At 51.1% G+C, this 13,076-nt stretch carries 10 protein-coding genes; all 10 read left to right on the top strand.

Features of this window, described 5'->3' with window-relative positions:
• Positions 1-11 precede the first annotated feature (11 nt).
• The gene (locus tag ACN0VL_RS06175) at positions 12-1,136 is read left to right on the top strand and encodes a glycosyltransferase family 4 protein (RefSeq protein WP_417615560.1); all 1,125 of its coding nucleotides are present in this window, start codon (positions 12-14) and stop codon (positions 1,134-1,136) included.
• Positions 1,137-1,162: 26 nt separating this feature from the next.
• Positions 1,163-2,485, top strand: coding sequence for a hypothetical protein (locus ACN0VL_RS06170; RefSeq protein WP_417615558.1), 1,323 nt, complete (start codon positions 1,163-1,165; stop codon positions 2,483-2,485).
• Positions 2,482-4,659 (top strand): bi-domain-containing oxidoreductase, encoded by a 2,178-nt coding sequence (locus ACN0VL_RS06165; RefSeq protein WP_417615557.1) that lies wholly within the window; start codon positions 2,482-2,484, stop codon positions 4,657-4,659. The genes ACN0VL_RS06170 and ACN0VL_RS06165 overlap by 4 nt, the downstream gene beginning before the upstream one ends.
• Positions 4,660-4,698: 39 nt before the next feature.
• The gene (locus ACN0VL_RS06160) at positions 4,699-5,880 is read left to right on the top strand and encodes a hypothetical protein (RefSeq protein WP_417615555.1); all 1,182 of its coding nucleotides are present in this window, start codon (positions 4,699-4,701) and stop codon (positions 5,878-5,880) included.
• Complete coding sequence (locus ACN0VL_RS06155) at positions 5,867-6,607, top strand: WecB/TagA/CpsF family glycosyltransferase (RefSeq protein ID WP_417615553.1); 741 nt, start codon at positions 5,867-5,869, stop codon at positions 6,605-6,607. Before ACN0VL_RS06160 ends, ACN0VL_RS06155 begins: the two co-directional genes overlap by 14 nt.
• A 70-nt stretch (positions 6,608-6,677) precedes the next feature.
• A complete protein-coding gene (locus ACN0VL_RS06150) occupies positions 6,678-8,060 on the top strand; it encodes an undecaprenyl-phosphate glucose phosphotransferase (protein ID WP_417615551.1) in 1,383 nt (460 codons plus the stop codon).
• 118 nt (positions 8,061-8,178) lie between these two features.
• Entirely contained in the window at positions 8,179-8,535 is a 357-nt protein-coding gene (locus ACN0VL_RS06145) for a hypothetical protein (protein WP_417615549.1), read from the top strand.
• Positions 8,536-8,957: 422 nt separating this feature from the next.
• Positions 8,958-9,974 (top strand): UDP-glucose 4-epimerase GalE, encoded by a 1,017-nt coding sequence (gene galE, locus ACN0VL_RS06140; RefSeq protein WP_417615547.1) that lies wholly within the window; start codon positions 8,958-8,960, stop codon positions 9,972-9,974.
• A 105-nt stretch (positions 9,975-10,079) separates the two neighbouring features.
• Positions 10,080-11,732: a glucose-6-phosphate isomerase gene (gene pgi, locus ACN0VL_RS06135; protein WP_417615545.1), complete on the top strand. Its 1,653-nt coding sequence runs from the start codon at positions 10,080-10,082 to the stop codon at positions 11,730-11,732.
• A 629-nt stretch (positions 11,733-12,361) separates the two neighbouring features.
• The coding region (locus ACN0VL_RS06130; protein WP_417615698.1) for an ISAs1 family transposase at positions 12,362-13,076 on the top strand (715 nt) is incomplete at its 3' end.

Raw genomic sequence — 13,076 nt, 5'->3', positions numbered from 1 at the left:
TTCAGGTCGCGATGAAAAAAATTCTATTTTTAATGCAGTTTCCGCCGCCGGTTCACGGTGCTTCCGTTGTTAATAAAACAATATCGGAGAATGAATTTATAAATGCTTGCTTTGATGCCGAGTATGTGGATATATCACCTGCTTCCGAAATGGACGATCTGGGTCAAATCACTTTTAGAAAGGTACTCGTTACTACAAAAATTTATTTTATTGCTATAAAAAGATATTTAAAAATAAAACCCAGTCTTGTTTATCTTACACTCAGCCCTCACGGTGCAGCTTTTTACAAGGATGGACTGCTGGCTATTTTTCTCAAGCTACTCGGTGCAAACCTGGTTTTTCATATGCACGGTAAAGGTATAGCTGAAGAAGCCAATAAGTCTATTTTTAAGAAAACCCTATATAGCTTGGTTTTTAAAAGGGTAGATGTTATTCACCTCTCTAAATCGCTTTTTTATGATGTTGATCCAGTGCGTGACTTTACAAGAGAGTTAATTGCTGTCCCTAATAGCGTACCTTCACCACCAGAAGTTAGCGTAAAAAAGAATGACCATTCTGTAACCTTTATTTACTTATCAAATATCATGCGAATAAAAGGCGTAGATACTCTTATCAGAGCAGCTTCGCTCATACCTGCTAGTTTTCAAAAAAGATTTGAAGTTAAAATTATAGGAAAGACAGAAAGTCAAGAGTACATGAAAGAAGTAGAAGAGCTTTTATCGAAAAGCCATTATGATAATTTAACATATTTAGGACCTAGATATGGTTCTGATAAATATCACGAACTGTTTAAATCTGATGTTTTTGTTCTTCCTACAAAAAATGACTGTTTTCCACTGACAATTCTTGAAGCTATGTCTTCTAGCCTCACTGTAATCTCTACAAATATGGGGGCTATCACAGATATCGTTGATGACGGAGTTACGGGTGTTGTTCTTGATGAGTGTACTCCTAACAGGTTGGCTGATGTAATGTTGGATTTTATCAAAAATCCTGAAAAGTGCGTTAAGTATGGTGCGGCAGGGAGGGAGGAGTATCAGGCTAAATATACGCCAGAGGTTTTTGAGAGGAATCTTGTTTGTTCGCTTGAAAGAGTTATTCAGAAAAATGAGCAGCGGCGATCTGGATCCGTTTAGACTGCGTCTTAAAAAAGGTATGATTAATGATTTATCTCGTCCCGAAGCAAGACATTACTCCGGTACCGCAGTGTGTTGAAGTCGCTCCTGATCGGCCAACTCAAAAGAATGATCTTCGGAAGCTTTTGTTTTTTGCCCTTCACGAGGGCCTGTTTCAGACGTTCCGCAAGGTATTTTCCCGTTTGGACAAGCAAAGTATCAAAGATACAAAGGTAGTTTCTGCTAGGATTTCTAATACTAATGCCATTTCCTATGACGGTGGTAGCACCTTCTATTGGTCTGATGTGCCACAAGAAACATGGAAGAACCCATTTTCTTATGATTCCTTGGCTTGCTCTAAAAAAGATGACATGAAAGTCGATTACCTACAGGCCAAAAACTCACTTTACTGCGTAGGCTATGGTAATTACGTTCAGACCTATACTCGGTACTTGCAAAAAGTTTTTAAACCAAGGTTTTTTGTAGACTATAGCCCTGAAATTATTAAATCTTTTGATAAAAGCTTTGAATTCTCAGGCCATGATTTTTCGGTTTTGAGTGAGTATTGGGCAAAGGATGATAAGCCTATTGCTGTCATTGCATCTTATCACTCGGATCATGTCCGACAGGCACATACACTTTTTAAGAAAAACTCTGGTGGTTTCATTCTTGTCGAAAAGCCGCCTCTAGTAGACTACCAAGATATCCAGCTTTACCGAGAGTTGTATTATGCTGGTGCCAATATTCAGATTGGGTTTAACCGACGCTACGCACCTATGGTGCGAATGATTAAGTCAAATTTGACTTTTGAGCAGCCGATGATGATAACAATTTCTGTCAATGAGGTGCGTATTTCTGACACGCATTGGTATCACTGGCCTAATCAGGGTACCCGGATTACGGGGAATGCCTGCCACTGGATTGATCTTTGCCAATATTTTGTGCAAGACAAGCCAATTAAACTCCAATTGGCTAGCTCGACTTTATCGCAGGACGATAGTGTATTGTTGATTACTTATCAGAATGGATCTGTTGCAGTAATAACACTCACCGATAAGGGTAACGATTTGCGTGGAGTGCAGGAAACCGTAGAAGTAAAGCAGGCTAACGTTACCTACCGACTGGACGACATGATCCATCTGATTGTTGATACACCAAATAAAGGCCGACTCAAGACCCACAAGCTGATACGCGATAAGGGCCACAGAAGGATGTACCAGCAATTTCAAAAAGATATTCTCGCTGGTTCAATTAGTGAGCAGTATCCGCTGGAGGACCTGGAGGTGGTTACCAGAGTTACCTATGAGTTTTCTACCATGCTTGTCGAAAATATTTCTGAAAAAAAACTCGAATGGGATCTAAATAAATGAAACAAGTCACCCAAACTCTCCGGACTGGTGTAGTCGAAATAAATGATGTACCGATACCTTCGCTAAACGACAAGTTCGTTCTGGTACGTAACAGCACGTCTGTGATCAGTGCCGGCACCGAAAAAACCAAGATCGACATGGGCAAGAAGAGTCTACTGCAAAAAGCCAAGGCCCGCCCGGATCTGGTTAAACAGGTGATCAACAAGGTACGTACCGAAGGGTTGGCAAAGACCTTTCAAACGGTTAATTCCCGCCTTAACTCACCTTCACCGCTTGGCTATAGCTGTGCTGGTACCGTGGTGGCTGCCGGTGGCTTGGTAGAAGGTCTTCAGCCGGGCGACCGAGTGGCCTGTGGTGGCGCCGATTATGCCAATCACGCGGATTTTGTGGCGGTGCCCAAAAATCTGGTGGTGAAGGTGCCGGACAATGTGTCAGACGAAGAAGCGGCCTTTACTACCGTCGGCTCTATTGCTCTGCAGGGCGTGCGTTTGGCCGAGCCAAAGTTGGGTGAAACCTTTCTGGTGGTGGGGCTTGGCCTGCTGGGCCAGATTGCCGTGCAACTATTGCGTGCCAATGGCTGTACGGTAATTGGTACCGATCTGGATGCTGCCCTGGTTAAACGCGCCGAAGGCTTTGGTGCCATTACTGTACCGCCGGGCGGTGATGTAGCCGGGCTCTGCCACGCCAAAACAGCCGGTCACGGGGTGGATGGCGTGCTGGTGTGTGCCGGCTCCAGCAGCAATGCCATTATTGAAATGTGTGGTGAAGTTACCCGCGAAAAGGGCCGGGTCGTGGTAGTGGGGGCGGTGCGCATGGACATTCCCCGCGAAGATTTTTTCAAGAAAGAGATCAGCGTGGTGATCTCCCGCTCTTACGGCCCCGGACGTTATGATCCCTTCTATGAAGAAAACGGCAACGACTATCCGCTGGGTTATGTGCGCTTTACCGAACAGCGCAACATGTCCACCTTTCTTGAACTGATTTCTCAGGGCAAGGTAGATGTAAAAAGCCTGATCACTCATCGCTACCCGGTAGATGATGCCGCTGTTGCCTATCAGTTGATAGAAGGCAACAAAACCGACCCCTATCTTGGCATAGTGCTGCAATACAACCCGCCCAGCCAGCCAGCCGACATGGCTGCCCGCATTGCGGTTACTCCGGCGGCGGTGGCGACAGACAAGATCAGGCTTTCTTTTTATGGCGCCGGCAACTACGCCACCGCCAGCTTGCTGCCGCCACTTCAGGCTAGCGGTCAGGTGACTTTTTCCGGTCTGGTCACCGCCAGTGGTCGCTCGGCCCAGGGCGTGGCCAAACAGTTTGGCTTTGGCTTTTGCGCCGGTAGCTATGCCGAATTGCTGCAGGGCGATACCGATGCGATTGTCGTCACCACCCGGCACGACACCCATGGCGTAGCGGTGCGCGATGCGCTAAAGGCCGGCAAGCATGTGTATGTAGAAAAGCCGTTAGCCATGTCGGTAGAAGAGCTGGCCGAGATTCATCGCGCTTACGGCGACTGCGGCCAGGCTCAGGTGATGGTAGGCTTTAATCGCCGGTTTGCTCCTGCTACCCAACAGGTGGTGGAGCATTTTTCCGGTGTAAAAAGCCCCTTGGTGGTAAATATCCGCATCAATGCCGGTGCGATTCCTGCCGATCACTGGATTCAAGACCCTCAGGTAGGTGGCGGCCGCATGATTGGTGAAGGCTGTCATTTTATCGATCTGGCTTCTGCTCTGGTCAGCAGCAACGTAAAAACCGTCTACGCCGTGGGCTCGGCCAAGGCGGAAAAATCCGCCCTGCTTAACGACAACCTGTGCCTGTCGCTCACCTTCGAAAACGGCAGCGTGGCCAATATTACCTACACCGCCGATGGTGCCAAGGTGATGGCGAAGGAATATGTAGAAGTGTTTGGTGGTGGTCGCTCGGCACAAATAAACGACTTCAAGGACGTTACTCTTTACAGTGGTGATGCAGAAACCAAGCGTTTGAAGGCAACCGTGCAGGACAAGGGCCAAAAGCCGATGATCAGCGCCTGGCTTGAGGGCCTTAAGGCTGGCAAGGCCTGTGTGGACTATTCATGTCTGATGAGCACCAGTCTGGCCACGGTGATGGCGGTTGAGTCGCTTTCTTTGGGGATACCGTTAACGGTTGATACCGCTGTTTTTACCGCAGAGTAACCAGAAGGAAAACAAGGGGGCTAGTTAGCCCCTGTTGCTATGAACACGCTGACCAATCTTAATTCGCAGCTGCTAGATGCCATTCGTGGCGAGCAGTTCGCCGGTTACGACCCCTTCGACAGTTTGAACAGCACACTATTGCAGGCTACCCCGCTTAAACATAACGAGTGGGTGCGTCTGGCCTGGTTGCAGCTGGGCAAGCGTTCACCTATCAACCTGCGGCCACTGCTGCTGGTGCCCAAGAAGCGTAATCCCAAGGGAGTAGGCTTATTTATTCTGGGCCTGCTGGAAGACTACCGTCGCACCGGTGAGCAGCAATATCTGAGCGAAGCCAAAGAGCTGGGTGACTGGCTGTTAACCCAGCAGAGCCCACGCGAGCAATGGCAGCACAGCTGTTGGGGCTACCATTTCGACTGGCAGGCCCGGGCCTTTTACGTGCCTGCCGGCAAGCCCAATATCATTACCACCTGCTATGTGGCTCGCGCCCTGTATGCGCTGGGCGAGGCGTTGGGTGAACAGGGCTTTATGGATGTGGCCCTGGACGCCGCCCGTTTTATTGTGAATACCCTGTATACAGAGGCAGACGGTCGACGTTTTTATGGCTACATTCCGGGCGAAACCGCCTTTGTGCATAACGCCAGCCTGTGGGGGGCGGCCTGGGTGGGCTTTGCCGGCGCCAGGCTGAATGATGCCGCCATGTACCAACAGGCATTGGACGTGGCACGCCAATCGGTGAGCGAGCAGGGGGAGGACGGTTCCTGGGTCTATGGAGCCCGACATCACCATCAGTTTATCGATGGCTTTCATACCGGTTATAACCTGGAGGCGCTTTGCCTGTTGCGCGATGCCCTGAGTGTTACCGAGTTTGATGCAGCCATCGATCGGGGTTATCGCTATTATCTGGATCATTTCTTCACCGAAGATGGTACCGCCAAGTACTACAACAACAATGTGTACCCCATAGACATGCACAGCGTCGCCCAGGCGGTGTTTACCCTGCTTAAGGTCGGGGGAAGTGAGACGGATGAAGCCTTGTGCGAAAAAGTGATTACTCGCGCACTCGAGCAGCTTTATTTGCCGGCGAAAACCCAGTTTGTGTACCAAAAAAGTCGATGGTTGACCAACCGTATTAACTATACCCGCTGGACTCAGGCCTGGGCCTATTTCGCGCTGGCCTTTTACAACCGCCACCGAGCAGAGAAGCAAAATGAAAAGAATTAATGTACTGGGTTGCCCCATGGATGTGGCCAGCATGGCGCAGACTGTGGCGGCGATACGTGACGGTATTCGTGAGCGGTGCTTCACCCAGCATGTGGTGGTGAATGTGGCCAAGCTGGTGAACATGCGCAAAGACGCCCAGCTGCGTGAATCCGTGGAAAGCTGTGACATCATCAATATCGATGGCATGGGCGTGGTGCTGGGCGCTCGCATCATGGGTCATGATGTGCCCGAGCGGGTGGCCGGTGTGGACTTGTTCCACGAGCTGCTGGCCATGAGTGCGGTTGAGTCTTTTCCTGTTTTTCTGCTGGGTGCCAAAGATGACGTGGTGCAGACGGTGGCTGACAAGGTAACCCATCAGTACCCGGGCCTGACTATTGCCGGCTATCACCATGGTTATTTTTGGGATGATGAGCAGGCGGTGGTAGAGCAGATCAAGGCTTCGGGTGCGCGCCTGCTGTTTGTAGCCATTACGTCGCCTCGCAAAGAAAATTTCATCAATCGCTGGCGTGATCAGTTGGGGGTGGATTTTGTGATGGGCGTGGGCGGTACCTTCGATGTAGTGGCCGGCAAGGTAACGCGCGCCCCGCTGTGGATGCAAAAGTACGGGCTGGAGTGGCTGTATCGGGTTATTCAGGAGCCGCGTCGCATGTGGAAGCGCTATCTGGTAACCAACTCCAAGTTTGCTCAGTTACTGTTAACAGAAAAATGTAAGCAGTTTTTTGGCTGATCCTGTTTCTCATCATGCTTTTCAATCCATGTTTTTTAATCTTCGCTTTTCACTCGCCTGAGAACACATTATGCCTCGAACTATAAACGGCCTAACCGAACGTTACCCTGCCCAATTATTGGTGCCGCTGTTGGATATGCTGGCGGTGGTGGCGGGCAGCCTGCTGGCCCACTGGTGGCGCTTTGGCGATATGCAATTACCGGAGCGTTCTGTGCTGGCCATCGCCCTAATGGCCTTGCTGGTGGTGGTGCTCAACAGCGCCTTTGGCGGTTATCGGCGCTGGCGTATCAAACGTATGTCTACCTTGCTGTTTCGATTGCTGCTGGTGTGGTTACTAGTAATGGTACTGGTGACTTCCATTATTTATTTTTTTCACGTGGCGGATCGTTACTCCCGGCTGTGGGTGGGCATGGCGCTGTTGCTGTCGTTTGTAATGGCCGGCGGTGTACGCATTATGGTGCAGCAGGTGTTGCGTCATTCCCGCCTCAAGGGGCTGGCCACCAAAAAGGTATTTTTGGTGGGGCCGGGTAAAAAAGTGCTGTCGGTCGGCAAGGGCATGCGCAATACCCCGGAAGAGGGCCATGTACTGGCCGGAGTGGCACGGTTTAAGGTGGCACCGGATGAGCAGGAATTGGTCGATATTGCACGACGAGTCAGCGAGTCGGGTGCGGAAGAGGTGTGGCTGTGTATGCCGCTGGAAATGGGTGAGTCTATTCGCGCCATCTACCATGCATTGCGCCATCACACGGTGGAAGTACGTTTTATTCCCAATTTTACGGATATGCAGCTGCTTAACCACAGGGTAGGCGAGGTGGCGGGGCACTTTTCCATCGACTTGAGCGTGACGCCCATGAGCGGCATGGCCTGGCTGGTGAAAAGGCTGGAGGACATAGTAGTAGGGGCGCTTATCTGCCTGCTTATTTCGCCCGTTTGTCTGGCGATTGCCATTGCCATTAAGCTTACCTCGCCGGGGCCGGTATTGTTCAAGCAGTATCGCACCGGAGACAATGGTAAGCACTTCAAGGTGTACAAGTTTCGCTCGATGAAGGTGCACCAGGAGCACAGTGGTCAGGTTACCCAGGCCACCAAGGGCGACTCGCGTATTACCCCCATCGGCGCCTTTTTACGGCGTACCTCGCTGGACGAACTGCCCCAGTTTTTTAACGTGCTGCAGGGGCGTATGTCCATCGTGGGCCCACGGCCCCATGCCTTGGCACACAACGAGCATTATAAAGAGCTGGTGGAGTCTTACATGAAGCGCCACAAGGTTAAGCCGGGCATTACCGGCTGGGCCCAGGTAAACGGCTTTAGAGGCGAAACCGACACTCTGGACAAAATGGACATGCGGGTAAAGCACGATCTCTGGTACATCAACAACTGGAGCCTGTGGCTGGATCTGCGCATTATTGTGGCCACCGTGTTCAAGGGCTTTATCAACAAGAATGCTTATTGAGGGCTGAGCGCCAGGCTTCAGGCGCCAAGCGCCAAGCTTCAGGCGTCAAGCCAGTGCAAACAAGAGCCTGATGTTCGTTAGGGTGGCAATGGTTTTCCCAAAAATTCGGAGTAGGTTAATGGCGTTGCTGTATCGGCTTAGGCTGGTGATTTTTTTTACGTTGATGGCGGCGCTGTTTTATGGTCTGTTTCGGCCAACGCCGCCACCCGACCTGTTTGGCAATTCGGATAAATACCTGCATCTGGTGGCGTTTTTCTGCCTAAGCGTTAGCGCTCGTTTTGCCTTTGTGCGGCAGCAACGCTGTGCATGGGTATGGGGCGCCTTGCTGGCTTCGGCCCCCTTGCTGGAGTATTTGCAGCATTATCTTCAGCCTCATCGTACTTTCAGCGGGTTTGATGCCCTGGCCAATGTCTGCGGCGTGCTGCTGGCACTGACTTGTTGGGTCTTGGTTAAGCGCGGAAGATGGGCCGAATAAGTATTTTGTAAAAGCACGTTGAATGTTGATGATGGTGTGGTTTGTAGGCGCATACTTGTTCGCGCGGTGTGATATTACACCAGCTACGCTGGCCGCCAAATAAATGGGCGGGCTACAAAAAGCACGTTGAATGTTGATGATAGTGTGTTGTGTAGGCGCATACTTGTTCGCGCGGTGTGATATTACACCAGCTACGCTGGCCGCCGAAGTCCTCTTTACTAAAGAGACGGGCGGGCTACAAAAAGCACGTTGAATGTTGATGAGGGTGTGTTTGTAGGCGCATACTTGTTCGCGCGATTTGGTGCTGTGTTGTTTGTTGCTCCAGCTACGCTGGCCGCCAAATAAATGGGCGGGCTACAGGTGAGCGTCGGGATTTTTGTTTAGTCTTCATTCGTTATTAAATAATAAAAAACGGGATAGGTATGACTATTTTGGTAACCGGCGGTGCTGGCTATATTGGCTCTCATACGCTGGTCGAGCTGTTGAACAGTGGCCAGCAGGTGTTGGTGCTGGATAACTTGTGTAATGCCTCGGCTGAGTCGCTGCGTCGTGTGGCGAAGATCACCGGCAAGCAGCCTGAGTTTATTGAAGGCGATATTCGCGACGCCGCTTTGTTGGATAAGTTATTCAGCGAGCACAGCATTGATGCCGTGGTGCACTTTGCGGGCTTGAAGGCGGTGGGTGAGAGCGTGGCGCAGCCGCTGCGTTATTACGATAACAACGTAAACGGTACACTGGTGCTGGTAAATGCCATGCAAAAGGCGGGCGTGTTCAAGCTGGTATTCAGCTCGTCGGCCACTGTGTATGGCGAGCCACAACAAATGCCGATTACCGAAGACTTTACCGTGGGGGGCACCACGAACCCTTATGGCACTTCCAAGCTGATGGTTGAGCAAGTACTGCAAGATTTGGCCAAGTCGGATGAGCGTTGGTCTATCGCCTTGTTGCGTTACTTTAATCCGGTGGGTGCCCATGAGTCGGGCTTGATCGGGGAAGACCCTAACGGCATACCCAATAACTTGTTGCCTTACATCTCGCAAGTGGCAGTAGGGCGCTTAAAGGCGTTATCGGTATTTGGTGACGACTACGCCACCATAGATGGCACCGGCGTACGGGATTATATTCACGTCGTGGACCTGGCCGTCGGCCATTTAAAAGCACTCACCCGTATTGCCGAGCACAACGGGGTAAGCATTTATAACCTGGGCACCGGGCAGGGATATTCGGTGCTGCAGATGGTTAAGGCATTTGAGCTGGCGAGTGGCCAGGCGGTGCCGTTTAACATTGCACCGCGGCGCCCCGGCGATATTGCCGAGTGCTGGGCTGATCCGGCTAAGGCGTTAATCGAATTAGGTTGGCAAGCTGAGCGAGGGTTAGAGCAGATGATGGTAGACGCCTGGCGCTGGCAGTCGGAAAATCCGAGCGGGTTTGGGGAATAAGTCGCCGAGAGCCTTATTGTAAAGGGTGAAGTGAAACAGGTAAGAGCCTCATTTGGTGTTCCTCCTCACCCTTCACTTACTTAATAAAAACAAAGAGCATTGCGGATGAATTTGTTAGAACAACCGACGTTTTGGGCGCTGCAAGAGCGTAAGGCACAAGAGCAGGCGCTGAGTTTGAGTCAGCGATTTGCGCAGGAGCCGCAGCGTTTTTCGGCGTTTTGTGTGCCCTTTGGCGAGCATATGCAAGTGGACTTTTCTCGCCAGCATTGGTCGGTTGAGGTTAAAGCGCAGCTGTGTGTGCTGGCAAAAGACATGAAACTGGGCGGAGCCATTAAGGCACTGTTTGGCGATAATCTGTTTAACCACACCGAAGGGCGGGCGGCGCTGCATACGGCGTTGCGCATGCCGGCGGATGGTTGCGTGGAGTTGCAGGGTGAAAACATGGTGCCTGTGGTGCATTGCGAATTAGCGCGCATCAAGGCGTTTTGCCAGCGGGTGCACTCTGGTGACTGGTTGGGCTTTAACGGGCAGAGCATTACCGATGTGGTTAACATTGGCATTGGTGGATCGGATCTGGGCCCCGCTGTGGTCACCGAGGCGCTGGCCTGTTATCAGGACCAGGGTATTCGTGCGCATTTTGTGTCGAACATGGATGGTGCCCAGCTGGCCCAGGTGTTGCAACAAGTGGATGCGGCGCGCACCTTGTTTATTGTGTCGTCTAAAAGCTTTTCTACCGACGAAACCATGACTAATGCGCGGGCAGCACGCGAGTGGTTTGCGGCCGCGTGCGGTGATGCCTCTCAGATCGATAAGCATTTTGTGGCGGTGTCGACCAATGCCAGGGCGGTGCAAGCCTTTGGCATTGGTGCCGAGCAAATGTTCGAGTTTTGGGACTGGGTAGGCGGGCGCTTTTCGCTGTGGTCGGCCATTGGTTTGCCTATTGCGTTAACGCTAGGCTATGAGCGGTTTGAGCAGTTATTGGCCGGTGCCCATGCCATGGACGAACACCTGCGTGACACCCCCTTTGAGCAGAACATTCCGGTGCTCATGGCCTTGCTCAGCATCTGGAACATTAATGTGCTGGGGCTGAACAGCGAAGGGGTGTTCCCCTATTGCCATGACTTGAAGCGTTTTCCTGCTTATTTGCAGCAGTTGAACATGGAGTCGAACGGTAAAGGGGTCAATAACCAGGGTGAGAAAATTGCGCACAACACCGGCCCCATAGTGTGGGGCGAGGTGGGCACCAACGGCCAGCATGCGTTTTTTCAGTTGTTGCACCAGGGCAGCCAGGTCGTACCGGCAGAGTTTATCGGCTTCGCCCGCTCTTGTTATGACTACCCCGAGCATCATCGCAAGTTGCTGGGGAATATGCTGGCCCAGGCCGAAGCCATGGCGTTTGGTAAAGATTATGATCAGGTAGCCAGTGAGCTGTCCGCGGCCGGGTTAACGGATGCAGAAGTCGCCAAACTGGCACCCTATAAGGTAATGGACGGTAACCGGCCCAGTACCACCATCTTGTGTGACGAGCTAACGCCGTATAACCTGGGTGCACTGATTGCCATGTATGAACACAAAACCTTTGTACAAGGCGTGTTGTGGAACATTAACAGCTTCGACCAATGGGGTGTGGAGCTGGGCAAAAAGCTCGCCGCCCGTTTGATAGACGACCTGGCCGACTCAGCAGAAAGCACGGCACACGACAGCGCAACCAATGGCTTGATTGGGCAGATAAAAGCCTGGAGCAAAGCGGCCAGATAAACAAAGGGCAGTGTGTTTTTGTTGGCGCATACTTGTTCGCGCGGTGTGAAATTGCTCCAGCTACGCTGGCCGCCGAAGTCCTCTTTACCAAAGAGACGGGCGGGCTACAGAAACACGTTGGATGTTGATGTATTTTGTAGAAATGCCGGCGGCACGACTTTAAAGCGGTCGAACACTTCCCACTACACACACTCCGAGTGCCAGGTGTCCCTCCTCTCTTTCATCCCCTACCTAAATCCCGTAAACTTACGCACCTTTAGCTAAACACTGCCTGTGATCGGACAAACAATTTTTAGCTAAAGCGAACATCAAGCTTCGGCCTTGGGGGAATGGCCAATGGAACCCCACGGGCGGTAGCGTGTCCGCGGCAAACATCCTCATGATAAAAGCTATTGTTACAGGGCAAGATCATGAAAAACCCTTATGTAGCAAGGCTTCCAGCGACAGGGCAAGATCATGAAAAACCCTTATGTGGCAAGGCTTCCAGCGAGGTTTGATTTTGAAAATAACAGCCACTTTGTACCTCAAGCTGTGTCTTTTTTAAAGAAAAACCGTTTGATTAAAGGATCGCTTTGACGATCAATTCTGACTGTGATCATATACTGTCTTTTCAATGCCAGATTATCGCCATGAACGGACTCAGCCTCTTGGATCATCTCTCCATCATTAGTGACCCACGCCAACAGTGGAAAGTAGAGCACAAGCTCTCCGATATCCTGTTTCTGACTATCGTGGCCGTCATTGGCGGCGCCGAAGGTTGGGAAGAAATAGAAGATTTCGGGTTCGATCACCTCGACTGGCTGCGCCAGTACGGTGATTTTGAAAATGGAGTACCGGTACACGATACCATTGCGCGTGTGATGGGAATGATTTCGGGTAAGCAGCTGCAAAAAAGCTTCTCAGCCTGGATGAGAGACTGCTATGAAGCGACTGATGGTGAAGTGATTGCCATCGACGGTAAAACTTTACGAGGCACTTACGACAAGGGCCGCCGACAAGGTGCTATTCATATGGTGAGTGCCTTTAGTGCCGCCAATCAGGTGGTGTTGGGACAGGTGAAAACGGCGGAGAAAAGCAACGAGATCACCGCTATCCCTGAGTTGTTGGAGCTGCTAAGCATCAGAGGTTGTCTGGTCACCATTGATGCCATGGGCTGTCAGCGAGCAATTGCCAAAAAGGTGATAGATAAAGGCGCAGACTACCTGCTGTCAGTTAAAAGCAACCAGCCAAGCTTGGAGGCCGCATTCGATAATTACTTCCGGCTGGACATGCTACAAAGCGACGAAGGCGATACCTACAGCATGCAAGAGAAAGGGCATGGACGTCGGGAAACCAGGTTATGTC

The organism is Oceanisphaera sp., from assembly GCF_048268965.1.
Lineage (GTDB): Bacteria > Pseudomonadota > Gammaproteobacteria > Enterobacterales > Aeromonadaceae > Oceanimonas.
Note: the sequence above shows the minus strand (reverse complement) of the source record. Positions and strands in the feature narration are given on the sequence as shown.

What these genes read in the sequence shown, in the direction of transcription:
- ACN0VL_RS06175 (WP_417615560.1), top strand. Translation starts at nt 12, where the DNA reads ATGAAAAAAATTCTATTTTTAATGCAGTTTCCGCCGCCGGTTCACGGT.
- ACN0VL_RS06170 (WP_417615558.1), top strand. Translation starts at nt 1,163, where the DNA reads ATGATTTATCTCGTCCCGAAGCAAGACATTACTCCGGTACCGCAGTGT.
- ACN0VL_RS06165 (WP_417615557.1), top strand. Translation starts at nt 2,482, where the DNA reads ATGAAACAAGTCACCCAAACTCTCCGGACTGGTGTAGTCGAAATAAAT.
- ACN0VL_RS06160 (WP_417615555.1), top strand. Translation starts at nt 4,699, where the DNA reads ATGAACACGCTGACCAATCTTAATTCGCAGCTGCTAGATGCCATTCGT.
- ACN0VL_RS06155 (WP_417615553.1), top strand. Translation starts at nt 5,867, where the DNA reads ATGAAAAGAATTAATGTACTGGGTTGCCCCATGGATGTGGCCAGCATG.
- ACN0VL_RS06150 (WP_417615551.1), top strand. Translation starts at nt 6,678, where the DNA reads ATGCCTCGAACTATAAACGGCCTAACCGAACGTTACCCTGCCCAATTA.
- ACN0VL_RS06145 (WP_417615549.1), top strand. Translation starts at nt 8,179, where the DNA reads ATGGCGTTGCTGTATCGGCTTAGGCTGGTGATTTTTTTTACGTTGATG.
- galE (WP_417615547.1), top strand. Translation starts at nt 8,958, where the DNA reads ATGACTATTTTGGTAACCGGCGGTGCTGGCTATATTGGCTCTCATACG.
- pgi (WP_417615545.1), top strand. Translation starts at nt 10,080, where the DNA reads ATGAATTTGTTAGAACAACCGACGTTTTGGGCGCTGCAAGAGCGTAAG.